18 protein-coding genes and 1 pseudogene are annotated in these 23,618 nt (G+C 71.3%); 3 read left to right on the top strand and 16 right to left on the bottom strand.

What is annotated here, in order from left to right:
• Positions 1 to 32 precede the first annotated feature (32 nt).
• The 5 genes and pseudogenes from ACFFIA_RS24140 to ACFFIA_RS24120 form a co-directional block, all read right to left on the bottom strand.
• Positions 33 to 1,544, bottom strand: a pseudogene (locus ACFFIA_RS24140) (bifunctional 3'-5' exonuclease/DNA polymerase); the annotation flags it as partial.
• Positions 1,545 to 1,623: 79 nt separating this feature from the next.
• The gene (locus ACFFIA_RS24135; RefSeq protein ID WP_377254018.1) at positions 1,624 to 2,547 is read right to left on the bottom strand and encodes a carbohydrate ABC transporter permease; all 924 of its coding nucleotides are present in this window, start codon (positions 2,545 to 2,547) and stop codon (positions 1,624 to 1,626) included.
• A 12-nt stretch (positions 2,548 to 2,559) separates the two neighbouring features.
• A complete protein-coding gene (locus ACFFIA_RS24130) occupies positions 2,560 to 3,471 on the bottom strand; it encodes a carbohydrate ABC transporter permease (protein WP_377254016.1) in 912 nt (303 codons plus the stop codon).
• Between the two features lie 5 nt (positions 3,472 to 3,476).
• Positions 3,477 to 4,982: an N-acetylglucosamine/diacetylchitobiose ABC transporter substrate-binding protein gene (ngcE, locus tag ACFFIA_RS24125; RefSeq protein ID WP_377254014.1), complete on the bottom strand. Its 1,506-nt coding sequence runs from the start codon at positions 4,980 to 4,982 to the stop codon at positions 3,477 to 3,479.
• 32 nt (positions 4,983 to 5,014) lie between these two features.
• Positions 5,015 to 5,908, bottom strand: a complete 894-nt coding sequence (locus tag ACFFIA_RS24120) for a MurR/RpiR family transcriptional regulator (protein ID WP_377254064.1) — start codon at positions 5,906 to 5,908, stop codon at positions 5,015 to 5,017.
• A gap of 187 nt (positions 5,909 to 6,095) precedes the next feature.
• Between ACFFIA_RS24120 and ACFFIA_RS24115 the strand changes: the two genes are divergently transcribed.
• Positions 6,096 to 7,142: an N-acetylglucosamine kinase gene (locus ACFFIA_RS24115; RefSeq protein WP_377254012.1), complete on the top strand. Its 1,047-nt coding sequence runs from the start codon at positions 6,096 to 6,098 to the stop codon at positions 7,140 to 7,142.
• Positions 7,143 to 7,258: 116 nt separating this feature from the next.
• On the opposite strand, the gene ACFFIA_RS24110 is transcribed toward ACFFIA_RS24115, so the two are convergent.
• The 4 genes from ACFFIA_RS24110 to ACFFIA_RS24095 form a co-directional block, all read right to left on the bottom strand.
• Complete coding sequence (locus ACFFIA_RS24110) at positions 7,259 to 8,155, bottom strand: carbohydrate ABC transporter permease (protein ID WP_377254010.1); 897 nt, start codon at positions 8,153 to 8,155, stop codon at positions 7,259 to 7,261.
• Positions 8,152 to 9,057, bottom strand: a complete 906-nt coding sequence (locus ACFFIA_RS24105) for a carbohydrate ABC transporter permease (RefSeq protein ID WP_377254009.1) — start codon at positions 9,055 to 9,057, stop codon at positions 8,152 to 8,154. Before ACFFIA_RS24105 ends, ACFFIA_RS24110 begins: the two co-directional genes overlap by 4 nt.
• 17 nt (positions 9,058 to 9,074) lie before the next feature.
• Positions 9,075 to 10,442, bottom strand: coding sequence for an N-acetylglucosamine/diacetylchitobiose ABC transporter substrate-binding protein (gene ngcE / locus ACFFIA_RS24100; protein WP_377254007.1), 1,368 nt, complete (start codon positions 10,440 to 10,442; stop codon positions 9,075 to 9,077).
• Positions 10,443 to 10,603: 161 nt separating this feature from the next.
• Positions 10,604 to 11,893, bottom strand: coding sequence for an aspartate aminotransferase family protein (locus ACFFIA_RS24095; RefSeq protein WP_377254005.1), 1,290 nt, complete (start codon positions 11,891 to 11,893; stop codon positions 10,604 to 10,606).
• A gap of 73 nt (positions 11,894 to 11,966) precedes the next feature.
• On the opposite strand from ACFFIA_RS24095, the gene ACFFIA_RS24090 reads away from it, so the two are divergent.
• The gene (locus tag ACFFIA_RS24090; RefSeq protein WP_377254003.1) at positions 11,967 to 12,908 is read left to right on the top strand and encodes a hypothetical protein; all 942 of its coding nucleotides are present in this window, start codon (positions 11,967 to 11,969) and stop codon (positions 12,906 to 12,908) included.
• A gap of 24 nt (positions 12,909 to 12,932) precedes the next feature.
• On the opposite strand, the gene murD is transcribed toward ACFFIA_RS24090, so the two are convergent.
• Positions 12,933 to 14,267, bottom strand: coding sequence for a UDP-N-acetylmuramoyl-L-alanine--D-glutamate ligase (gene murD / locus ACFFIA_RS24085; RefSeq protein WP_377254001.1), 1,335 nt, complete (start codon positions 14,265 to 14,267; stop codon positions 12,933 to 12,935).
• A 49-nt stretch (positions 14,268 to 14,316) separates the two neighbouring features.
• On the opposite strand from murD, the gene ACFFIA_RS24080 reads away from it, so the two are divergent.
• Positions 14,317 to 15,624 carry a MurL-like N-terminal domain-containing gene (locus tag ACFFIA_RS24080; protein ID WP_377253999.1) on the top strand — a complete coding sequence of 436 codons (1,308 nt, stop codon included), beginning with the start codon at positions 14,317 to 14,319 and terminating at the stop codon, positions 15,622 to 15,624.
• A 10-nt stretch (positions 15,625 to 15,634) separates the two neighbouring features.
• Here the strand turns inward: ACFFIA_RS24080 and ACFFIA_RS24075 are convergent, their stop codons facing one another.
• The 6 genes from ACFFIA_RS24075 to ACFFIA_RS24050 form a co-directional block, all read right to left on the bottom strand.
• Positions 15,635 to 17,260, bottom strand: a complete 1,626-nt coding sequence (locus tag ACFFIA_RS24075) for a PucR family transcriptional regulator (RefSeq protein ID WP_377253997.1) — start codon at positions 17,258 to 17,260, stop codon at positions 15,635 to 15,637.
• Between the two features lie 13 nt (positions 17,261 to 17,273).
• Complete coding sequence (locus tag ACFFIA_RS24070) at positions 17,274 to 18,071, bottom strand: TrmH family RNA methyltransferase (protein WP_377253995.1); 798 nt, start codon at positions 18,069 to 18,071, stop codon at positions 17,274 to 17,276.
• Positions 18,072 to 18,105: 34 nt separating this feature from the next.
• Positions 18,106 to 21,048 carry a COR domain-containing protein gene (locus ACFFIA_RS24065; protein ID WP_377253993.1) on the bottom strand — a complete coding sequence of 981 codons (2,943 nt, stop codon included), beginning with the start codon at positions 21,046 to 21,048 and terminating at the stop codon, positions 18,106 to 18,108.
• Between the two features lie 98 nt (positions 21,049 to 21,146).
• Positions 21,147 to 21,884 carry a hypothetical protein gene (locus ACFFIA_RS24060; protein ID WP_377253991.1) on the bottom strand — a complete coding sequence of 246 codons (738 nt, stop codon included), beginning with the start codon at positions 21,882 to 21,884 and terminating at the stop codon, positions 21,147 to 21,149.
• A gap of 173 nt (positions 21,885 to 22,057) precedes the next feature.
• Positions 22,058 to 23,161 carry an SPFH domain-containing protein gene (locus tag ACFFIA_RS24055; RefSeq protein WP_377253989.1) on the bottom strand — a complete coding sequence of 368 codons (1,104 nt, stop codon included), beginning with the start codon at positions 23,159 to 23,161 and terminating at the stop codon, positions 22,058 to 22,060.
• 16 nt (positions 23,162 to 23,177) lie between these two features.
• Positions 23,178 to 23,615, bottom strand: coding sequence for an NfeD family protein (locus ACFFIA_RS24050; protein WP_377253988.1), 438 nt, complete (start codon positions 23,613 to 23,615; stop codon positions 23,178 to 23,180).
• Positions 23,616 to 23,618: the final 3 nt, after the last annotated feature.

The following is a 23,618-nucleotide window of genomic DNA, read 5'->3' as shown; positions in this document are numbered from 1 at the left end:
CTGTGCCCCCTCCGGGAGAAAGCCCGGACGGCTCACTTGGCGTCGGCGTAACACTCAACGACGGACACGTCGAGAGGGAAGCGGACCGTGGTGGCACCGAAAAGTAGCTGCCCGGCGCGGACGGCCGCCTCTCGGACGGCCTCGCTGACCTCCTCGGCCCGCTCGTCGGGCGCGTGCACCAGCACCTCGTCGTGCTGGAAGAAGACCAGCTCGGCCCCGGTGCCGGCGAGCCTGCCGCGGAGCGTGGCCAGCAGCGTGAGCGCCCACTCGGCGGCGGTGGCCTGGATGACGAAGTTGCGGGTGAAGCGCCCCCGGGCCCGCGCCCGCGCACCGCCCGAGCCGTCGACCGGGCCGAACTCCTCCTCGCCCAGCGCCACCGAGCGGGGCGGGCAGGTGCGCCCGAGCCACGAGCGGACCAGGCCACCTCCCTCGCCGGTGCGGGCGGCGGCCTCGACGTAGTCGAAAGCGGTGGGGTAGTTGCGCTTGAGCGTGGCGAGCGCGGGGACGGCGACGCCGCCGGTCTGCCCGTACATGGCGCCGAGCAGGGCCAGCTTGGCGCGGTCGCGGTCGCCCCCGAACGCGTCGGCGGCCAGCGCGGCGTAGAGGTCGCCCGAGGCGGCCGCGGCGGCCAGGCGCTCGTCACCGGAGACCGCGGCGAGCACGCGCGGCTCCAACTGGCCGGCGTCGGCGACGACGAGCTTCCAGCCGGGGTCGGCGACCACCGCGCGGCGCACGACCTTGGGAATCTGGAGCGCTCCCCCACCCCGCGTGGCCCAACGGCCGGAGACGACACCGGCCGGCACGTACTCCGGGCGGAACCGTCCATCATGGACCCACGTGTCGCGCCAGGCCCAGCCGTGCGCGGTCCAGATCCGGTATAGCTCCTTGTGCTCCAGCAGCAGCGGCACCGCCGGATGGTCGACGCCCCGCAGCGACCAGGCTCGCGTGTTGGGCAGCTGGATGCCGGCCCGGGCGAACGCGCGCAGCACCTCCTGCGGCGACTCGGGATGCAACTGCCGCACGCCGAAGGCGGCCGCGATCCGCGTGGCCAGCTCGGCGAGCCGGCGTGGCGGCCCGCCCACCGGCGACGGCTCGCCGAGCAGCTCCTGGAGCACCTGGTCGTGGACGTCGCCGCGCCACGGCAGCCCGGCCGCGCCCATCTCGGCCGCGATCAGCGCGCCCGCCGACTCGGCCGCCACCAGCAGCCGGAAGCGCCCCGGCTGCTCGGTGCGGGCGATGCGGGCGCACTGGTCCTCGTACACCTGGATCAGCGTCTCCCGGTCGCCGCTCGGCGGCGGCTCGGGGTCGAAGAGCGCGCCCTGCGCGTCGCCGGGCGGGACCGCCGCGCGGGGCGGCGGGTCGGGCGGGACGGGCGCGCCGGTCAGCCGGGCGTGCGCCGCGGCCAGCGACCGCGGCTCACCCCACCGCCCCTCGAACCCGAGCAGCAGCGCCTCGGTCAGCTCGATGTCGTGGCAGCGCTCGACCCGCTGGCCGGCCCGCAGGTGAGCAGGGTAGCTGGCGGCGGTGGACGCCCACACGACCCGCCCGTCCGGCGCCAGCCACTCGACCACCGGCACAGTGTGCCACCGGCCCCCGACATCCCCGTCCCGACGCGCGTACCAGCTACTTCACCGCGCCCGCCGTCAGGCCGGCCTGGATCTGGCGCTGGAAGAAGGCGTACATCACGATCATGGGGAGGATCGAGAGGGTGAGCGCCGCGAAGAGCGCCGCCCAGTCCGCCTCGTACCCCGCCGAGATCGAGATGCTCGCGATGCCCTGGGTGAGCACCCACTTCTGTTCCGCGTCCTCGCCCTGCATGAGCGCCACGGGCAGCAGGTACTGGTTCCACTGCCCCAGGATGTTGAAGATCGTGATGCTCACCAGGGCCGGCTTCGCCATCGGCATCATCACCTGGAAGAACAGCCGCGTGTGCGAGGCGCCGTCCATCATCGCGGCCTCGGCCACCGAGTTGGGCAGCGTCTTGAAGAACGCGGCCAGGAAGAACACGGTGAACGGCAGCGAGTAGGCGATGTAGACGAGGATCAGGCCGGTGTACGTGTTGAGCAGGCCCAGGTTGTTGACCACGAGGAAGAGCGGCACCAGCGCCAGGAAGACCGGAAACGCCAGGCCGGAGACGAAGAGGTAGTAGATGAACCGGTTGCCGATGAACTTGTAACGTGCCAGCACGTACGCCGCCATCGCGCCGAAGAGCATCGTGCCCGTGGTGCTGAGCGTGACCACGAAGACGCTGTTGAGGAAGTAGCGGCCGACGTTGGCCTCGTTCCACGCGCGCGCGTAGCTGTCGAAGTTGAACTGCCCGGGCAGGCTGAACGGGTTGCCCAGGAAGATCTCCGTGTTGCTCTTGAACGACGCCAGGAACGTCCACAGCAGCGGCGCGATGACCAGGATCGCCCAGATCGCGAGCGCCACGTGGGCGAGGCTGTTGAGCAGGCCCACCTCGCGGCGGCGCTCCTTCGCCGGCCCGCTGTGGCTGCGCGGCGGCAGCCCTTCCCGCCGCGGGGGCGCCGGGGTCTCGATTCTCGCCATACCCGATACCCCCTAGAGCTCGACCGTCTCGCGCCGGCTGACCCGCAGGGTCAGCGCGGCGAACGTGATGGTCAGGAAGAAGAGCGCCACGCCCATGGCCGAGGCGTAGCCGAACTGCGAGTACGAGAAGGCGTTCCGGTAGATCTCCATGCCGAGCACCGTGGTCGCGCCGTCCGGGCCGCCCTGGTCGACCGAGAGCACCTGCACGATCGCGAACGCGTCGAACGCCGCGATGCCCAGGTAGACCCACGCGACCTGGAGCGTGTCCCACAGCAGCGGCAGCGTGACCCGGAAGAACATGCTCGACCGGCTGGCGCCGTCGAGCACGGCCGCCTCGTAGATGTCCTTGGGGATCGACGCCATGCCGGCGGAGAAGAGCACCACGTAGAAGCCGACCGCCTGCCACACCAGCACCGCGATGATCGCGTACAGCGCGATGTCGGGACTCGCCATGAACAGCACCGGATCGACGCCGAAGAGGCCGAGGAAGCCGTTGAGCAGGCCGCTGTCATCCGGCGCGTAGACCCGCTGGAAGATGACGCCGATGATGACGATGGCCAGGACCTGAGGGAAGAAGAACACCACGCGGTAGAACTTCGACCCCCAGACCCCCGTCATCATGCCGCCCCGCGAGCCCCCGCCCACGTTCAACAGGAACGCGAAGAAGAGGGCGATCGCGATGGCGGCCAGCGGCAGGACAAGCAGCAGCACACCGTGATGCCGTATGGCTTTCCAGAAGACGTCGTCCTGAAGCAACCTTTCGAAGTTGTCCAGCCCGATGAACTTCGGGTTAGCCGAGACACCGCGCCAGTTTGTCGTCGCCAGGTAGAAGGCCTGGAGATAGGGCGCGATCACGAAGGTCACGTAGATCGTGACCGGCGCGATCAGGAAGCCGATGATGAACGGGTACTTGCCGTGCCGCATGACGACTACCGCTTGAACTTCTCGATGGACGGGTCCTTCTTCACGTCGTCCGCGACCTTCTGCATGCGGGTCACGAACTTGTCGGCGTCACCGCCGTTGAACATCAGCTCGTTGGTGGCCGCCCGGCACTCGTCGTCCATCTTCTTGTACCAGGTGTCCCAGCGGTAGGCGAAGTAGTCGCTGCCGGCCGCTTGGAGCATCGCCTCGCTGCTGGTGAGGCCGGGCGAGATGGTGAGCCCTTCGGTGGCGCCCTGCACGACCGTGAGCACCTTGGTGAGCTGCGTAAAGCCCTTCGCGCCCTCCTTGGAGAGCATGTGGCGCAGGTACTCCATGCCACCGCGCGGGTTCTTGCCCTTCGCGGCGACGAAGTACATCTCACCGGCGGCGGCGTAGATCGCCGACTGCGGCAGCTTGTCGGACGCGGTGGCGCTGGGCACCGGGACGACCGCGTAGTCGAAGCCGGCCGGCGTGTCCTTGGCCTGCTCGTTCTCCAGCCACGAGCCGGAGGGGTAGAAGACCACCTGGTCCTGGTTCTGCTGGAGCTGCACCTCGGTGTGCCGCAGGCCCAGGTGCGCCTTGTTCATGTACTTGACGCCGATCTCGCCCCACAACTGGGCGGCCTGCTTGACCGGCTCGGCGGTCCACGCGCCGTCTTCGAGGTTGTCGATGTTCTTGAGTACGTCCGGCCCACCGATCTTGGCGGCCGTCGTGAGGATGACCAGGTACTGGTAGTAGGCGGCGTTCGCGCCCGCGTACGCGTACGCCGTCTTGCCCGCGGCCTTGGCCTTGTCGAGCAGCGCGGTGAAGTCGGCCCAGGTCTTCGGCGGGGTCCAGCCCTGTGCCTTGAAGAGCCGGTCCGAGTACCAGAGGCCGTAGACGGTGAAGGCGTAGTTGAGCACGTACGGCTTGCCGTTGAACGAGCCCTGCTCGACCGTGCCGGGCACCAGCGTGTCCTTGACGGTCTTGCCGGGGATGTCCAGCGACGGCGCGGCGAACAGCTCGGTGAGGTCCTGCACCTGGCCCGCCTGCACCAGCGCGCCCTGGTCCATCAGCTTCGAGCCGGCGTTGTTGACCATGTCCGGCGGCTCGTTGCTGGTGAAGCGGGGCTGGAGGACGGTCGCCATCTCCTCGGCCTGGTTGAACTTCACCTCGGCCTCGGGAAACGCCTTCTTGTACGACGGGACGTGCACGTCGGTCGCGTACTTGGTGCCGAGGCCGCCGTTGAAGATGTACAGCTCGAGGGGGGCCTTGGCGTCGACACCGAGCGGGTTGGCGGTGGTCTTCTCGCCCTCCGCCTGGTCGGTCGGCTCGTCGTCGCCGCCGCCGACGCAGGCGCTGAGCAGACCGGCGGCCGGTGTCGCGAGCAGACCGGCGACCGCGGCCCGGCGCAGCAGCAGGCGCCGGGTGAGGTCCGACGGCGTGAGCGAGCTTGCGAGCGAACCATCAGACTCAGCGATGACACTCGGCGCTGGCCGCACCGTCACATGGCCGTTACTAGGGGTTTCGGACATGATGCGTCTCCTCGGTTGAATGTTGGTGGGACTCATCTGGCTGCCTCCTTGGCCGCCTTGTGCCCGTCGACGGCCTGGGCGGTGCGCTGGAAGGCGGCGTGCGCGCGGTCGTGGGTCCGCTGCGCGACGGCGATGTAGAGCAGGTCGAGCACGACGAGCTGGGGATGCCGGGCGGAGAGCGCGTCCGGGCGGAACGTCGTCGCCTGGGTCGCCGTGACCAGCACGATGTCGGCGAGTTCGGCCAGTGGCGAGCGGGGGAAGCTGGTCAGCGCGACCGTGGTGGCGCCGTGGCTGCCCGCCTCGGCCAGCATCTCGATGGTCTCCCGCGTCTGTCCACTGTGGGAGATCCCGAGCGCGACATCGCCGGCGCGCAGCAGGGCGGCGCTGGCGAGTCCATTGTGTACGTCGGTCCAGGCCCACGCCGCCACACCGATGCGGTGCAGGCTGAACTGCATCTCCTCGCCGACCAGTGCGCTTCCGCTGGCACCGAAGATGTTGACCCGCGCGGCGCCGGCGATCGCGTCGGCGGCCCGCTCCACTTCGGACAGGTCGAGCAGCGCGGCGGTGTCGTGCATGGCCCGCGTGTCGGCCGCCATGATTTGCTCGAGCACCTTCTCCAGCGGGTCGCCCGGCTCGATCTCGCGGCCGATGTCCACCGTCCAGCCGGCGGCACGCGCCCGCCCGGTCTCCGCGGCGATGCCGAGACGCAGCTCGGCGTACCCCTCGAAGCCGAGCGCCCGGCAGAACCGGGTGACCGTCGCCGGCGAGGTGCCACTCCGCTCGGCCAGCTCGACGATCGTGGCGCGCGCCGCCCCCGCCGGATCGGTCAGCACCTGCTCGGCGACCCGCTTGAGCGCGCCAGTGAACTCCGGCAGCTTGGCACGGACGGCCAGCAGCACGCCGTCCACAGCCGCCGGGGTATCCATCACGGTTTCGCCCTCACCTCCGCCTTCCGCAGGGCACGGCAATGTCCGTGATCTTTGGAAGGACTGTTAACTGTTAGTGGTAAAAGTTCTTACTAACGGGCCTACCTTGTCAAGGCATTGGGCGAAGTTTTCAAACTGTTACCGTCTGGGAGCGCTTTCAGGGACCGCCTGGCACCACGATGAGCGAGTGTCTGACGCACTCGTGATCGGGCTGGACATCGGCGGCACGTCGACGCGCGCGCTGGTCGCCTCGCTCGCCGGCGAACGCGTCAGCGCCGGCACCGCCGGCGGTGGCAATCCCACCTCCCACGGCGCCGAGGCGGCCGCTGCCGAGCTGGGAAAGGCTCTCTCCGCCGCGCTCGCCCCCGTCGACCCCACACGGGTACGTGCCGGCACACTCGGCCTCGCCGGAGTGGGCCGCCTCCTCGCCGACCCGGCCAGCCGCGCCGCGTTCGACCGCGCGTGGGCCGGCGCCGGCCTGCGGTGCCCGTACGAGCTCATCGGCGATGCCCTCGTGGCCTACGCTTCCGGCACCGCGCAGCCCCGCGGCACCGTGCTCATCGCCGGCACCGGGGCCATCGCCGCCAGCGTCCACGCCTTCGCCCTCGACCGCGTCTCCGACGGCCACGGCTGGCTCCTGGGCGACGCCGGCTCGGGCTTCTGGCTGGGGCGCGAGGCCGTACGCGCCACGCTCGCCGCCCTCGACGCCGGCCGCCCGCTGGGCCGCCTCTCCGAGGCGGTGGTGGAGGCTCTGCTCGACCCCGCCGCCGGCGCTGGCGGGGGCGATGCCCGCGGTGAGGCTCGCGGTGCCGGTGGCAGTGGCGCCGCTCCGGGCGCCGGGGCGCACCCGCGCGACACGGTGGACGTGCTCGTGCAGCGCGTGACCCGGCGCCCGCCGATCGAGCTGGCCAGGCTGGCGCCACTGGTCATCGCCGCACACGCCGAGGGCGACCCGACGGCGGCGGCCCTGCTCGCCGAGGCGGCCCGCCTGCTGACCGAGAGCGTCGCGCGCATCCGCGAGCCCGGCGACACCAGCCCGATCGTGCTGGCCGGCGGCCTGCTGGTCGGCGGCACCCCGCTGGCCCCCGCCGTCGAGCACGAACTCGCCGCCCGCTGGCCCGACGCCCCCCTCCCCCACGCCTCCGACGGCGCGGCGGCGGCCGCCTGGCTCGCCGCCCGCCCCCTGCTGAGCCCGATCGAGGCGACCGCCCTGCACGCCCGCCTCTTCCCGTAGCATCCCCGGCCTCCTCGGCGCGAAGCTGGAATGGGCGCGAAGCTGGAATGGGCCTGGGCGGGACCGTCCGGCGGGATCCTCAAGCCAGCGACGCGAGGCGGGCAGGAGCGCGGAGCCTACTTCAACTGCCCCGCCGTCAAGCCGGACTGGATCTGGCGCTGGAAGAGGACGTACACGGCGAGCACCGGCAACATCGCGATCGTCAGGCCGGCGAAGAGGCCGCTGTAGTCGCCCTCGTAGCCCTGGCTCACGGCGAGTGCGGACAGGCCCTGCGCCAGGACGTACCGGGACTCGTCGTTGGGCATCAGCACCTGCGGTAACAGAAACTGGTTCCACTGGCCGAGGAAGTTGAAGATGCCCACGCTGATGAGTCCGGGCTTGGCCATCGGCAGCATCACGCGGAAGAAGAGCCGGAAGTGGCCGCAGCCATCGATGAGCGCGGCCTCGGCGACTGTCTGTGGCAGCGTTCGGAAGAAGGCGGTCAGGAAGAACACGGTGAACGGCAGCGAGTAGGCGGCGTACACCAGGACGAGGCCGCGCCAGGTGTTGAAGAGCCCCGCGTTGCGCACGACGAAGAAGAGTGGCACCAGCGCCAGGAAGACGGGAAACATCATCCCGCCCACGAACAGGTAGTAGAAGACCTGCTTGAAGCGGAACTCGTAGCGGGCGAACACGTACGCGGCGGTCGCCCCGAAGAGCATGGTGAGCGTGAGCGAGCCGGAGACGACGACGAAGCTGTTGAGGAAGTACCGGCCGATGTGCGCCTCGGTCCACGCACGCTGCCAGTTTTCGAAGCGCAGCGCGCCGGGCAGGCCCCACGGGTCGGTGAGGATCTCGTTGTCGTCCTTGAACGAGCTGACGACGACCCACAGCAGCGGCAGCGCGGTCATCAGCGCCCACAGCACGAGGAAGCCGTGAGAGAAGACGTTGGCCACGCCCCACTCGCGGCGCAGGGGGCGGTCGGCGGGCGGCGCGGCCGGGGTCTCGGCGGAGCGTGACTCGACAAGCGTCATGAGAACTCGATCCGGTCGCGGCGGGTCGCGCGGAGCGCCAGCACGGCCACCGAGAGCGTGAGGAAGAGCATCACCACGCCGATCGCCGAGGCGTACCCGAACTTGGTGTCGTTGAAGGCGGTGTTGTACATGCGCAAGCCAATGACGTCGGAGGAGAAGTTGGGACCGCCGTTGGTCATCAGCTGCACGAGGATGAACCCGTCGAGCGCGGCGATGGCCAGGTAGATCCAGGCGACCTGCACGGTGTCCCACAGCAGCGGGATCGTGATGCGCCGCAGCGTCACCAGGCGGGAGGCGCCGTCGAGCAGCACCGCCTCGTAGATGTCCCGCGGGATCGCCTGCATCGCCGCGCCGAAGAGCACGACGTAGAAGCCGACGTTGGCCCACACCAGCACGGCGAGCACGCACCAGAAGGCGGTGCGCGGGTCGCCGAGCCAGCTCGGGCCGTCGATGCCGAACGGCTTCAGCGTCGCGTTGAGCAGCCCCGCGTTGGGGTGGTACACCTCGCGCCAGATCACCGCGATGATCACGACGGAGAGCACCTGGGGGAAGAAGTAGACCAGGCGGTACGCCGAGGTGCCGCGCACGCCGACGACGCCGGCCCGCCCGCCGCGACCGCCCATGTTGAGCATCGTCGCGAAGAACAGGCCGAGGCCGATCGTCAGTATCGGTACGAGAACGAGCAGGATCGCGTTGTTCTGGATGGCGTTCCAGACGTAGTCGTCCTTGAAGAGCTGGATGAAGTTGTCCAGCCCCACCGAGTTGGCGTCGGCGGAGTAGCCGAGCCAGTCGGTGGTCGAGATCTGGAACACCTGGAGGTACGGCGAGACCACGAACACGCCGTACAGGACCAGGGGCGGCACCAGAAACGTAATGATCAGCGGGTACTTACCGTGCCGCATGCGCCGCCCCTACCACCTCAGGCCCGCTTGTACTTCTTGAGCGAACTGTCCTGGGCGATCATGTCGGCGCCCTTCTGGCACTGGTCGAGGAACTCGGCCGGCCCGATGCGGCCGCTGAAGAACTCCCCGCACGCCGCGTCGACGAGTTCGCGCTCGAGCTTGCGGTAGTAGTTGTTGTAGACCCAGTTGAAGCCGTTGGCGCCGGAGGCGTCAAGCGCCTTGACGACGCTGGCCAGCCCCGGCGGGAGCGCCGTGCCGCCGGTCGCGCCGGCGACCACGCTGAGCGCCGAGACCTTCTGCGAGAAGTCCTTCGCGCCGCGCATGGAGAGCACGGTGCGGAAGTACTCCAGGCCGCCGGGCACGTTCTTCGCCTTGGCGGGCACGATGAACGGCTCGCCCGCCGTACCCCGGATCGCCTCGAACGGCAGCTTGTCGCTCGCGCCGAGGCTGGGCGTGGGCGCGATCGCCATGTCGAAGCCGGCCGGAGTGACCTTCTTCTGCTCGTTCTCGATCCACGAGCCGCAGGAGATGAGCGCGGCCTTGCCCCGGCACCACTCGGTCTGCGACTGCACGTGGTCGAGTCCGGGCGTACCCGGAAGGATGAACTGGTCCTTGACGATCTGGTGCCAAGCGTCGGCGGCGGCCTTCATCGCGTCCGACTTCCAGGCGTTGGGCTCCAGGTTGTCGATGTTCTTCGCGACGTCGAGCCCGCCGAACTTGACCGCGGTGGAGATGACCGGCCAGCTCATGTACCGGGGGTGCTTGCCGGCGTACGTCCACGGCGAGATGCCGGCGGCCTTGATGGTGCGGCAGAGCGCGATGTGGTCGTCCCAGGTCTTCGGGTACTCCCAGCCGCGGTCGGCAAAAAGTTTCGCCGAGTACCAGATGCCGTAGGCGGTGTAGCTGATGTTGAGCACGTGGAACTTGCCGTCGTAGCTGCCCACGTCGACCACGCCGGGAAGCAGCGTGTCGCGCACCGTCTTGCCGGGGACGTCGAGGCTGGGCGCGTCGAGCAGCTCGCTGAGGTCGGCGAGCGCGCCCTGGGAGACGAGGCCGCCCATGTCGATCTGGCCGGTGCCGGAGTTGTTGACGACGTCGGGCGGGCTGCCGTCGACGAACCGCGGCTGGAGCGTCTTGCTGATCTCCTGCGTGGCCGAGTGCGTGATCTTGGCGTTCGGGTACCTCTCGCTGTACATGGCTTGGTGGGCCTTGGCGTACTCCTCGCCGTACCCGCCGTTGAAGATGACCACCTCCAGCGGCGCGTCCGCCTTGACGCCGAAGGGGTTCTGCTCGGACTTCTCACCCTGGTTGGCGGTGTTGTCCGTGTCGTCGTCGCCTCCGCCCATGGCGCAGCTCGACAGCAGGCCGGCCGCGGGGGTCGCCATGACGCCGGCGACGACCCCGCGACGGAGAATGTCACGCCTTGTACTATTCATAGGGGTCGCGTCACTTCCCTTCAGTCGCTGTTAGCGCTTTGAAGGATTCTTACGACAAGACCCCGGCGACAGCAAGCCCTGAGCGCCGAACCGTTACGACTGTGCCGTCTTCAGACCCCTGCCCTCCCGATCGCGTCCACGAGGATGCCCAGCCCTTCGCGGGCCTCCTCCTCACTCAACGTGAGCGGCGGACCCATCCGCAGCACGTTTCCGTACAGGCCGCCCTTGCCGACCAGCAGACCGCCCTCCCGGGCCAGCTCGAACACGCGCGCCGCCACCGCCGCGTCCGGCTCCAGCGTGCCCGGTCGCACGAACTCGATCGCCAGCATCAGCCCCTTGCCCCGCACCTCGGCCACGATCGGCTGCTCGGCGGCCGCCGCGCGCAGCCCGTCCAACAGGATGGTGCCGACCCGCCGGGCGTTCTCCTGGAGGTCGTGGTCGAGCACGTAGTCGAGGACCGCGTTGCCGGCGGCGGTCGAGATGGGGTTGCCGCCGAACGTGGAGAACGAGATCGCCTCCACCGCGTTCATCACCTCGGCCCGCCCCACCACGCCGGCGAGCGCGAAGCCGTTGCCGATGCCCTTGGCGAAGGTGAGCAGGTCGGGGGTGACCCCGTGCGCCTGGTACCCCCAGAAGTGCTCGCCCGTGCGCCCCCAGCCGGTCTGCACCTCGTCCGAGATGAGCAGGATGCCGTGCTCGTCGAGCACCTTCTTGAGCCCGGCGAAGAGCCCGTCCGGCGCGTGCACGAAACCGCCCACGCCCTGGATCGGCTCGGCGATCAGGCAGGCCACGTCGCCCGAGGTCTGCGTGGCGATCACCTCGCGCAGGTCTTCGACGGCCGCCTCGATGTGATCGGCCTCGTCCAGCTTGGCGAGTACGCCGCGCAGCCGGTCGCCCGAGTGCAGCCAGGCCACCTGGAGCGGATTGAGGCCGCTCGCCGACCAGCTGCGGTGCCCGGTGATGCCGATCGTCGCGTACGACCGCCCGTGGTAGCTGTTGCGCACCGCGAGCACCTGGTTGGAGCGGCGCAGGTTGGTGGCGACCAGCAGCGCCGCCTCGTTGGCCTCGGTGCCGGAGTTGGTGAAGAAGACCCGCGCGTCCTGGATGCCGGAGAGCCGGGCGATCTTCTCGGCGAGCTGGACCTGCTGGCGGATCAGGTACAGCGTCGAGGTGTGCGCCACGCCGGTGCGCAGCTGCCGCTCGACCGCCTCGCGCACCTCCGCGACGTCGTACCCGATCATGGTGGTCAACACGCCGCCGAAGAAGTCGAGATAGGTGCGGCCGGCCGCGTCGGTGACCCGGCACCCCGAGCCGGACACGATCTCGATCGGCTCCGCGTAGTACAGCGGCATCCACTTTGGCAGCACGGCCCGATGGCGGGCGAGCAGGTCATCGGTCATACCGCACGCTCCCACCGCGCGGCGCCGGTGGCAACCTACACTCTGTAACCCCCGTCCCCGTTAAGATCCTGCCGTGCACGTGCAGCCGGTCCCACTCCCATCCGGCGAGCCGGCCGCCGTGCTCGACGGCGTCGCTCGCTGGATCACGTCCCCGCCCCTGCGCGACCTGGTCACCGCGTTCGGCGGCCAGTGGCCCGGCGGCGACAGCCCCACGCTGCTCGGCTGGCTCGACGCCTTCTCGGCCACGCACTGGGACTTCCGCGCCGGTGGCGAGCGCCCCGACGCCCGCGAGCCCGACCTCGAGCCCGAGGTGGCCACGCTGGTCGAAGCCTCCGCCGACGCGCTCGGCATGGTCTCCGCGAAGCCGCCGCCCCGCCGCGACTACAGGTACGTGGTGGTGCTCGGCGGGCTGGCACACGCCTGCCTGCGCCGCACCGCGTACACCGCGCACCTGCTGCGCCGGGGCACCGCCGCCGAGGGCGTGGGCGTGCTGGGCAGCCTCCGCCCGCTCTCCCCCGCCGAGCGCGCGCTCCCCTCGGTCGAGAGCTGCCGCAGCGAGGTCGACGTGCTCGATCTGGGCGTGCGGCGGGCGTTCGGGGTCACGAAGCCGGTCGAGATCGACGACGCCCCGGACGGCTCCTGGTCGGTGCACACCTACGCGCCCGCCGACGGCCCGCGCGTCGCGGTCCTGGCGGCGCCGTCGTCCGAGCCGGGGGTACGCCGCGCGCACACCGCCGACACGCAGCGCTTCTGGGCCAGGCGGGCGGCCCTGGCGCAGGGCGACCGCCTGCTGGTGGTGACCGCGCCGATCTACGTACCGTTCCAGCACTGCGACGCGGTGCGCACACTCGGCCTGCCGTACGGCTGCGCGGTCGACACGGTCGGCGTGGACCCCCGCCTCGGCGACGAGCTGCCCCTGCCCGAGCCGACACTCACGCCCGGCCGCTACCTCCAGGAGATCAGGTCCGCGATCCGCTCGATGCGCCTGCTGGTCGCCGCGCTGGGCGGCCAGTAGGAGGGCCCGCCGATGTGGCCTCCGTCACGCCCCGGAGGTGTCCCGCACCGCCTGGGCGAAGACCTCCGAACGGTGCTCGAAGTTGCGAAACCGCCCGTAGCTCGGGGCCGCCGGTGAGAGCAGCACCGCGCCGCCGGCCGGGGTGAGTGTACGGGCCAGCCGCACCGCGTCGAGCAGGTCGCCGGCGACCTCGGTGCGTACGCCGGGCAGCCCTTCCAGCGCGGCCACGATGCGCGCGCCGCTGTCCGGGATGCCGATGACGGTCAGCTCGCGGCCGGTCAGGTGCTCGCGCAGCGGCGTGTAGTCGAGCCCCCGGTCGGTGCCGCCGACGATGACGGTGAGCGGCCGCCCGTCGTACGCGTCGATCGCGTGCATCGAGGCGTACGGGCTGGTCGCGAGCGTGTCGTCGACGAACGTGAGCCCGGAGGGGTCGTCGATCTCGGTGAGCCGGTGCGGCAGCGCGGCGAAGCTCTTGGCGGCCGTGGCGAGGGCGTCCGCGGCCGCGACGACGTCGACGCCGAGCGCCTCCAGCACGGCGAGCGCCACGCAGAGGTTGCGCTCGTTGTGGCGCCCCACCAGCGGCAGCACCGCCCGCTCGAAGAGGGGCCTGCCGGCGCGGTGTACGACGCCGTCCCGCACGTGGTACGAGTCGGGCAGCCCGGCGCGCACCGCCGGCCGGTCGCCCAGCTCCGCCGCCAGCCGCTCGTCGAGCCCGTTGACCACCACGGTCTGCGGGCCGTGCGCGATGAGGTTGAGCTTGTCCCGGTAGTACTCCCGCTCGCCGCCGTGCGCGTCCAGGTGCTCGGGGAAGAGCGCGGTCACCACCGCCACGCGGGGCGAGTCGGTGAGGTCGCTGCACTGGTAGCTGGAGAGTTCCAGCACGTACTGGTCGCTGGCGGGCAGGTCGAGCAGCGGTACGCCGATGTTGCCGCCGAAGACGTTGGGGCGGCCGACCCCGCCGAGCAGGTGGCTGATCAGGCTGGACGTGGTGCTCTTGCCCTTGCTGCCGGTCACGCCCACGGTCGCGGCCGCGTGGTCGGCCATCCAGAGCGCGGTGCCGCCGGTGACCGTGATCCCCCGCTCGCGCGCCTCGACGATCCACCGGTGGGTCTGCGGCACGCCCGGCGAACGCACGATCACCTCGGCGCCCATCAGCGCGTCGTGGCACTCCTCGCCGGTTACCAGCGGCACGTCCTTCGCCCTGCTCTCCGACCAGTCGAGCGAGAGGAAGTTGACCGTGTCGTCGACGGCGACGAGGCGGGCCGGCCCGTGGGCCGAGATCGCCGCGGCCGCGGCCACCCCCTCGCGCCCCGATCCCCAGACCGCGACGGAACGGCCACGCAGATCAGCCAGGCGCACGTGTGCTCCCAAAGCGAGTTGGTAGACGGTATCGGGCCTAGTATTGCGTGTGCTCGAGACCAGTTTCCGGCGGCTGTCCTTTCCCGCGCTCACGTTCGACCCGGCGACCGGGGTCGCCACGCTGCCGTACGCGCTGGACGGGCTCGACTTCGCCGAGACGATCACCTTCCCCACGGTCGACGGCGAGCCGCCGGCCGCCTTCCACCGCGTGCTCGAGCTGCTGCACCTCGTCGCCGGGGTGAGCTACTTCAAGGTCGGCGCGCCGCCCGAGATCACGACCACCACGCCGCTGAGCCCGCCCGCCGCGGCCCTGCTCGACGCCGTCTACACCAAGGGCATGGCGGAGTACGCGTACCGCAACGACCTGCCGCACGTGCTGTCGCTGCGCGTGTCGGCGCCGGCCGCCGAGCCGGTCGCGTCCCCGGTCTCCGTGGCGGGCCGGCGCCCGCTCAGCCCGGTCGGCGGCGGCAAGGACTCGATCGTCACGCTGGAGGCGCTGCGGCGCGGCGGGCTCGACCCGGTGCCGTTCGCGATCAACCCCAACTGGGTGATCCAGTCGGTCTTCGCCGCCTCGGGGCTGGCCCCGCTCGCCGCACGCCGCAAGATCGACCCGAAGCTGTTCGAGCTCAACGCGGCCGGCGCGCTCAACGGCCACATCCCGGTCACCGCGGTCAACTCGCTGATCGCCGTCGCCACCGCCGTGCTGCACGGGCTCGGCCCGGTGGTGATGTCCAACGAGCGCTCCGCCTCCGACCCCAACCTGGTGTGGAACGGACACGAGATCAACCACCAGTGGTCCAAGGGCGTCGAGGCGGAAGGGCTGCTGCGGGGCGCGCTGGCCGCGCACGCCGGGCTCGCCGACGCGTACTTCTCGCTGCTCCGCCCCCTCTCCGAGCTGCACATCGCCCGCCTGTTCGCCGCGCACACCGCGTACGACGAGGTGGTGACGAGCTGCAACGCCGCGTTCAAGCTGCGCGACGCGAGCGCCCGGTGGTGCGGCCACTGTCCCAAGTGCCGTTTCGTCTTCCTGGCGATGGCCCCCTTCATGCCGCGTGCCCGGCTGGTCGCCATCTTCGGCGCCGACCTGCTCGCCGACGAGACGCAGATCCCGGGATACAAGGAGCTGCTGGGGCTCGACGGGCACAAGCCGTTCGAGTGCGTGGGCGAGGTCGAGGAGTCGGTGGTGGCGCTGAGCCTGCTCCGCGACAGCGCCGAGTGGGCCGGCGCGCCGGTGGTGGCGGAGCTGGCCGCCGCGGTCCCCGGCGCCGCGTGGGCGGCCGCCGCCGGCTCCGACGTCTTCACCCCCGGCGGGCCGCACTACGTACCGGCGGCCTTCGCGGAGCTGGTCAGGGCCTGAGCGCCCGGCGTCAGGGCTTCGGCTTCGACTCCCGCACGGCGTCCAGCGCGAGCAGCGCGACGTGCAGGGAGAGGCAGGTGTCGACGGCGTCCAGGTCGGCGTCGAGGATCCGCTCGATGCGGGCGAGCCGCTCGTAGAACGCCGGCCGGGACAGGTGCGCCGCGGCGGCCGCCGCCGACTTGTTGCGCCCGCTGTCCAGGTACGCCCGCAGCGTGCCGAGCAGCCGGTCCCGGGGATGCCGCGCGTCGTACGCGAGCAGCTCGCCCAGCTCCCGTTCCACGAAGGTCTGCAACCGCGGCTCGTCGCGGAGCAGGTGCAGCAGCCCGGCCAGCCCGACGTGCGGCAGCCGGAAGACTGGTACGTCCCGCCGCCCGTGCCGCGCCGCGGCGGCCACCTGCTGGGCCTCCACCAGGGAGCGGCGGGCGTCCCGCAGCGCCTCGACCCGCGAGCCGGCCGCGACGACGACCGCGGGCGCGGACTCACCCCGTACCCGGTGCAGGGCGGCGGCGAAGGCGGCGAGCGACCGGTCGTCGTCCGCGGCCGTGGGCAACGCGACCAGCGCGCCCACGGCGTGATCGTCGAGCGGGCCGGCGAGTCCGGCCAGCGTCGCCTCGCGCAGCGCCTGGCTCACCGCCTCGGCCAGGTCGCGGACGCGGGCGGCGTCGACCCCCGACTCCTCGTCCCGGTCGCGTACGACCACGCCGACCAGGTGCCGCCGATCCAGCGGTACGCCGAGCGCGCGGGCCCGCAGCGCCACCTCGTCCACCGGGCGGGCGTGGTCGAGCAGGGCGGTGAGCAGGGTGCGGTGGATCTGGTGCTCCAGCCCTTCGGCGTCGCGGCGGATGAGGCGGCCGAGCGCGAGCGTGGAGGCGGCGCGTTCGAGCAGGATGGAGAGGCGGGTCGGTGGCGGCCCCTCCCCCGCCCAGCGGGCCAGCAGACGCCCCCAGTCCTGCCCCCGCGCGCCGACGGTGGTGACCAGCCAGCCGGCGTCGGCGTCGTACGCGGTGCGGCCCCCCGGCTGGATCCGCCGCGAGTGCTGCTCCCAGCCGTCCAGCAGCAGCTCGGCGCTGTCGCCCGCGGTGTCGTACGCGAGCACCTGCCGGGCGAGGTTCTCCAGCACGACCGGGCAGCCGGCCAGCGTGGCGGCCTGGTGCACCACCTCGGCCGGCTCGGCCCCCTCGACGGACAGCTCGGTGAAGCGCTGGTGGATCTCCTCGGTGGCCCGCAGCTCGGTGAGTTGGGCGTCCACGATCAGCGCGTGCACCGCCTCGGTGATCCGGACGAACGGCGTGGTCCGGCGCAGCTCCACCAGCGGCATCCCGCGGCGCTGGGCGGCCGCGACCATCACCTTCGGGACGCTGCCCGTGTACCGCCGCCCCAGCTCGACCACGAGCCCGGCCACGCCCACCTCGTCCAGGTCGGCGATGAAGGCCCGGATCCCCGCGTCGTCGGCGGGCAGCCCGATGCCGGTGGTGAGGACCAGCTCGCCGCCGCGCAGGAGGGTCGCGATGTCCGGTACCTCCGCCGCGTGTACCCACCGCACCGGCCGGTCCAGCCCGCTCTCCCCGGCGACGACGCGCGGCTGGCCGTGGCGTACCGGGTCGAGGGCGACGATGTCACGGACGGTGGGAAACACAAGATCACGCTACTCAGTCTTCGCGGCCGAGTTCCCAGAAGGCGACCGCGGCGGCCGCCGCCACGTTGAGCGAGTCGACCCCGCGCCGCATCGGGATGACGACCCGCTTGTCGCTGGCCGCGATGGCCGCCCGCGACAGCCCCGGCCCCTCGGCCCCGAGCAGCAGCGCCGGCCGGGCCCGCTCGGCCGCGGTGAGTCGCTGGATCGGCACCGCGTCCGGCGCCGGCGTCATCGCCAGCACCGCGTACCCGGCCTCCCGCACGTCGTCGAGCCCTCCCGGCCAGGGCGCCAACGTCGCGTACGGCACCGCGAACACCTCACCCATGCTGACCCGTACGCTCCGCCGGTAGAGCGGGTCGGCGCAGGATGGCGAGAGCAGCACCCCGTCGATCCCGAGCGCCGCCGCGCCGCGAAACACCGCCCCCAGGTTGGTGTGGTTGTTGACGTCCTCGAGGATCGCGACCCGCCGAGCCTGGCGCAGCACCTCCTCCGCGCCCGGCAGCGCCTTCCGGTGGAACGACCCGAGCACGCCCCGGTGCACGTGGAAGCCGGTCGCCCGCTCCAGCACCTCCTGGCTGGCCGCGTAGACCGGCGCACTGTCCCCGGTCAGGTCGGCGAGCTGTGCCACGCGCTTCTCGTCGAGCAGGTACGAGCGCGGCTGGTAGCCGGCCCGCAGCGCCCGCCGCAGCACCAGCTCCCCCTCGGCGATGAACAGCCCGTGCGGCGGCTCCCACCGCGTGCGCAGCTCCACGTCGGTCAGCGCCCGGTAGTCCGCGATCCGCTCGTCGTCGGGGTCCGTGATCAGCTCCACGGGAGCATTCTGCCGACCCCGCCGGGCCGCCCTCCTACGCGCCCGGGATCGTCGGCAGGCCCGGGTCGTACTCGGCGTAGTGGCGCGGGCAGACCCACAGGAACTCGCCGGTCTCCGCCATGGCTCGCCGCAGCGCGCCGTACCCCCGCGCCGGGTCCTGCTCGCGCAGCAGCTGCCGCAGCGCCCGAAGTGCCTGCCCCTCGGCGAGGGTGAGCTTGCTGGCGGCGCCGGGCGTCTCGATCTCCCAGCCGCCGCTGACCATGTTGGGCGGGAGGCGGTCGATGATCGCCTCCATCAGTTGGAGCTCCCGCTCGCTCTGCTTGAACTGCTCCTCGGAGAAGACCACCGCGGCGATCCGGGAGGCGACCGGGAACGCCAGCCGCAGCGCCTTGAAGACAAGGTTGGCGTACGGGGCGATCTCCAGCAGCCACCGGGGCGGCTTGCGGACCTCGTACACCGCCTCCGGCACGACGTGCCATTGCCCGGGGTGCTCGCACCAGAGCGTGACCCGGTGGTGGCGGCGCCGGAGAACGCCGGCCGACGCGTCGGTCACCGTGAACAGGCGGGGGCAGTCGTCGACCTCGACCGCGACCGCCTTGAGCATCAGGTGCATGGCGTTGGCGATGTCGGCCGCGTACCGGCGCAGCTCGTCGACGCCCCGCCCCACCGCGCGGATCTCCCCGCTGAGCCGGTCGAAGTCCGACTTGAGCGGATGGCTGGGCAGCGCGAACCCGGTCAGCAGGTACGAGATGTCGTACTCGATCACGCACCCCTCGCAGGTGCGCGTGGTGTGCCCGTGCTCGCGCAGGCGCAGCAGGCCGTCGAGGGAGAAGCGCTCGGGGCAGACCTTGCCCACCGACGAGCTGGTCGGGCACGGGATGTAGAGCCGGTAGGTCATGCCCGGCCACCGGTGCAGCAGGTCCTCGATGCTGTCCCGGATCACGTTGAAGAACAGGTCCGGCGAGGGCGCCCGTACCTGCACGACGAGCTGGCGGTCGGTGGTCAGCTCCACCAGCGCCTCGGAGTCGTACGCCGAGACCGGGTTCCGCAGGAAGACGCCGGTCCGCCAGTGCCGCCCCACCGACGCCCGGTGGTGGCGGACCGTCAGCCACGCCATCAGCCCCGGCGCCGGCTCGTTGGTCTCGCACACCAGCGTCAGGGCCCGCTGCCCCGGCGGTACCGGCGTGCGCAGCCCCCACCTGAGCGCCGGGCGCTCGTACGGCACGAGCTGGGCGACCAGGCTGCGGTACCCGGGGCCCTCCAGCCGGTACGAGACGTCGAACTTCTCCATGAGCCGCAGGAAGTACGGATGGAACTGCGTCGTGTACGCCGGCCAGTCCGGCCGCTTGCGCCAGATGTCCCGCAGCCGGGCGTGGTCGAGCACGCCCTGCGCCTGCCGGGTCGCCTCGTCCTCCAGCACGTAGCCGATCGCCTTGGTCAGCCACTCGGGGTTGAGTACGACGAACTCGCGCAGCCCGTCGTCGTCGCCGTAGTAGATGATCTGGCCGAGGTCGTGCAGGAGGTCGGCCAGCGTGGACGCCTCCTCCTCGGTCATCTGGTGCTTCTGGCACACGCGCACGAACTCGGCGTACGCGATCTGGAGCTTCTCCCCCGCGTGCGCGAGCACCTCGTCCCGGGCCGCGATCCACCGGCTGCTGAGCAGCTGGCCCATGTGCGGGAGGCTGGCCGCCTGCTCGGCGATCGCGAGGCGCAGCGTGGAGATGCCGTTACCGCTGGCGTTGTCGACGCTGTACCGGCCGTGCAGCATCGCGCCGAAGATCTGTTCCAGGTGGGGGTAGTCCAGCTCGGGCCGGCGCTCGTCGCAGTGCGTGGCGACGATCAGCACGCGGGCGTCGTTGCCGACCCGGATCCGGATCCGCCGCAGCCAGCCCTCGACCTCGTTCTGCTCCTGCCCCTCGCGGGCGTTCCACACCACCAGGTAGAGCGCCCGGCGGCTGAAGAAGAACTGGTGCGTGGCCCGGTAGACCTCCTGCCCGCCGAAGTCCCAGGCGCGCAGCGTCATGTCCGCCCCGGTGATGGGGTGCGGCACGGCCAGCGACCTGACCTCGATGCCGTGCGTCGTGGGGCGGTCGGCCACGAACGGCGCGTCGTCGAGCGCGGCGGCCAGCGAGGTCTTGCCGACGTTGCCCTCGCCGATCAGGATCATCTTGGCCTCGTACTGCGCGGTCGCCGTCTCCAGGCTCTCCAGGTAGGTGGCCACCGCGTCGGTGCTTCGCGCGAGCAGCTCGGGCAGCGGCTCCTGGAGCGGGTTGCCCCGCACGACGACCCGCATGCCCCGGCGCAGCGCGTGCGCGAGCCCAGCCGGCAGCGTGGTCACCAGGTTGCCCTGGAGGTCCAGCTCGCGAAGGTTGGCGAGCTGCCCGACCTCGGACGGCAGCAGCGTCAGGCGGTTGGAGCCAAAGCTCAGCCGCAGCAGGTTGGTGAGCTTGCCGATGTCCGGCGGGATCGTCGCGATCTGGTTGCCGGTCAGGTCGAGGATCTGGAGGTTGGTCAGGCGGCCGAGTTCGCGGGGCAGGGCGAGAAGCTCGTTGTAGCTCAGGTCGAGCCGGGACAGCGAGGCCAGGCGCGCGATGTCCGGTGGCAGCTCGGTGAGCTGGTTGTCGCTCAGCAGCAGCTCGGTCAGGTTGGTGAGCTGCCACAGCTCGTCCGGCAGGCCGGCGAGGCGGTTGTCGCCGAGGGCGAGCATCCGCAAATCGGTCAGCTCGCCGATCTCGGGCGGGATCTGCCGCAGGCGGTTGCCCTGCACCACCAGCTTCGTCAGCGTTTTCAGCTCGCCGATCCGGGCCGGCAGCGCGGTCAGCCGGTTGTCGTAAAGGATCAGCTCGGTCAGGTCCGGCAGGTCGAAGATCTCGTCCGGCAGCGCCGTCAGGTTCTTTCGGGTCAGGTCCAGCCGTCCGGTGGCGACCGCGGTGGACATCTGGTCAGGCGTCAGGTGCACCCTGGCCGGATTCGCCATGCAGCCTCTTTCGGACGACGCGCTTGGTCCTATTCGGACTCAGGCTGTATCCGCGCACCGTCCCGGGCAAGCAACTGTCGGCGACTGGACAAGCAGGGTCAGTTCACGCCGCCGGTCGTGACCACCTGCGCCGCCACCGCGCTGGCGCCGGCGGCCGCCGCGCTCGTACGCTCCGGCGGCGTGGCGTGGACGCTCGGTACGAAGCGGCCGGCCGTCCAGGCCATGCCGATGCCCGCGGCCAGCGTGAAGAGGGCACCGACCGTCTGGAGTGGACCGACGAGCAGCCCGGCGATGCCCACCATCGGGGCGGCCAGCATCAGCAACAGGCCGTCCGACCTGTTGAACAGCCCGGAGTGCACGACCGCCCAGCCGGCCAGCAGCCAGCCGGCCGAGTAGACAGCGCCGCCGGCCAGCGAGAGCGTACGGGCGTCGAGGCCATAGACGGGCGTGTCGGCGGGGAGCACGGCGAACGGCAGCCACAGCACCGCACCGGCCAGCCCGACCATCAGCCCGATCGCGGCGAAGCGGCGGCTGCGCGCGGCGGCCAGCAGCCCGGCGAGCGCGAACAGCGCCATCACGCCCAGCCAGACCGCGACGACCCAGCCGACGAGGTGGAAGGCGCGGCCGTTCTCCAGGTACGGGAGCGGGGTCACGCCGTCCCACCGGCCGAGCGTGATCGCGCCGTACGCCACCGCGTACCCGGGCAGCGTCCACATCAGCGCGCGGGCGAAGCGGCGTACGGACCACGCCCACGTGGCGTTGGTGACCGGGCCGATCGGCGAGTGCCCCGGGGCGGCGGCCGCGACGACGGCGACTCCCGCGTCGGTTCGGGACACCACGCGTACCGGGGACGACCGCGCGGTCGAAGCCGCCGGCCGCGTGTGTCTCGTGGCGTTCGTCATCGCCTGACCGCCTTCCCCGCGGCCGGAACGCGCCGGCGCCCCGGCAACCACCATGTGTGTGTAGATCATGGCAGTCGCCGGGGCGCCAAGCGGATGATTCCGACGAATCAGGCGCGCTCTCGATCCGGCGCAGGCGTGGAGTCGAGCAGGTCGGACGGAGCCACCGGCTCGGGCGCCGGCAGACCACGCGGCCCGTCGCCGCTGACCTGCTGCTCCGCCACCTTCACCTCGTGCTGCACCTCCTGCGCCGCGGCCGCCGCGGCCTTGGCCGCCTCCGCCGCCTCGCGCTCCACCGCGCCCGCGTCCACCGACGCCGTGGGGGCGTCGTCGGCCGTACCGGCGAGGCCGCCCAGCGCACCACCGAGGCCCTCCAGCGCCTTGGTCAGCTCGGCCGGGACGATCCACACCTTGTTGGCCTGGCCGTTGGCAATCTGCGGCAGCGCCTGGAGGTACTGGTACGCCAGCACCTTCTGGCTCGGGTTCGAGGTGTGGATCGCGTCGAAGACCGTGCGGATCGCCTTCGCCTGACCCTCGGCCTGGAGGATGCGGGCCTGCCGGTCACCGTCGGCCCGGAGCACCGCCGCCTGCTTCTCGCCCTCGGCGGTGAGGATCTGCGCCTGCTTGTGCCCCTCCGCGTTGAGGATCGCGGCGCGGCGGTCGCGCTCGGCGCGCATCTGCTTCTCCATCGAGTCGCGGATGCTCGGCGGCGGCTCGATCGCCTTGATCTCGACGCGGGTCACCTTGATGCCCCACCGACCGGTGGTCTCGTCGAGGACGCCGGACAGGTGCCGGTTGATCTCCTCGCGGCTGGTGAGCGCCTTCTCCAGGTCGAGCGAACCGATCACGTTACGCAGCGTAGTGACCGTGAGCTGCTCGATCGCCTGGAGGAAATTGCTGATCTCGTATGTCGCCCGGACCGGGTCGACCACCTTGAAGTACAACACCGTGTCGATCGAGACCACGAGGTTGTCCGAGGTGATCACCGGCTGGGGCGGGAAGCTGACGACCTGCTCGCGCAGGTCGACCTTCGTGCGCACCGAGTCTATGAACGGTACCAGTACGTTGAGCCCTGGCCGGAGCGTGCGCTGGTAGCGACCCAGCCGCTCGACCACGAAATTGCGCTGCTGCGGCACGATCCGCACCGCGCGAATCAGAGTGATCGCCACGAACACCGCGAGGAACGCGACGACGATCGCGATGACTACTTCCATCTATCCTTACCCCCGGTCATATGTCCCGCCAAACCATGGCGGTGGCGCCCTTGACCTCGATGACCCTTACTCGCTCGCCCGGCTCCAGCACTTGCGTGGCGTCGTACGAACGAGCGGTCCACAACTCTCCCTCGATTTTGACCAACCCGTGCTCCGCGTCGACCTGCTCGAGAACGAGACCGGTCGAGCCGGCGATGGCCTCCACGCCCATCGGTGTCTCATCGACCTCCAGCCGCGCCAGCCGGTGGCGACGGATCACCGGACGCACCGCGACCAGCGTGAGCGCGGAAACGATGGCGAAGACCGCAGCCTGCACGGGCACGCCCGCACCAAGCCCTGCGGCGACCGCGGCGGCGAACGCGCCGGTCGAGAGCATTATGAAAACGAACGTGAACGTAAACATCTCGGCGACCGCGAGCAAGACGCCCAGAACGATCCAGAGAACAGCATCCACCCC

Origin of the sequence: Phytohabitans kaempferiae (genome assembly GCF_042433955.1) — a bacterium.
Taxonomy (GTDB): Bacteria; Actinomycetota; Actinomycetes; order Mycobacteriales; family Micromonosporaceae; genus Phytohabitans; species Phytohabitans kaempferiae.
The sequence above is the reverse complement of the archived record's forward strand: the minus strand, read 5'-3'. Positions and strand labels throughout refer to the sequence as shown.

Bases quoted from the DNA above. Each gene is read 5' to 3' on its own strand.
- ACFFIA_RS24130 (WP_377254016.1), bottom strand. From the start codon at position 3,471: ATGCGGCACGGCAAGTACCCGTTCATCATCGGCTTCCTGATCGCGCCG.
- ngcE (WP_377254014.1), bottom strand. From the start codon at position 4,982: ATGTCCGAAACCCCTAGTAACGGCCATGTGACGGTGCGGCCAGCGCCG.
- ACFFIA_RS24120 (WP_377254064.1), bottom strand. From the start codon at position 5,908: ATGGATACCCCGGCGGCTGTGGACGGCGTGCTGCTGGCCGTCCGTGCC.
- ACFFIA_RS24110 (WP_377254010.1), bottom strand. From the start codon at position 8,155: ATGACGCTTGTCGAGTCACGCTCCGCCGAGACCCCGGCCGCGCCGCCC.
- ACFFIA_RS24055 (WP_377253989.1), bottom strand. From the start codon at position 23,161: ATGGAAGTAGTCATCGCGATCGTCGTCGCGTTCCTCGCGGTGTTCGTG.
- ngcE (WP_377254007.1), bottom strand. From the start codon at position 10,442: ATGGCGACCCCCGCGGCCGGCCTGCTGTCGAGCTGCGCCATGGGCGGA.
- ACFFIA_RS24065 (WP_377253993.1), bottom strand. From the start codon at position 21,048: ATGGCGAATCCGGCCAGGGTGCACCTGACGCCTGACCAGATGTCCACC.
- ACFFIA_RS24135 (WP_377254018.1), bottom strand. From the start codon at position 2,547: ATGGCGAGAATCGAGACCCCGGCGCCCCCGCGGCGGGAAGGGCTGCCG.
- ACFFIA_RS24105 (WP_377254009.1), bottom strand. From the start codon at position 9,057: ATGCGGCACGGTAAGTACCCGCTGATCATTACGTTTCTGGTGCCGCCC.
- ACFFIA_RS24095 (WP_377254005.1), bottom strand. From the start codon at position 11,893: ATGACCGATGACCTGCTCGCCCGCCATCGGGCCGTGCTGCCAAAGTGG.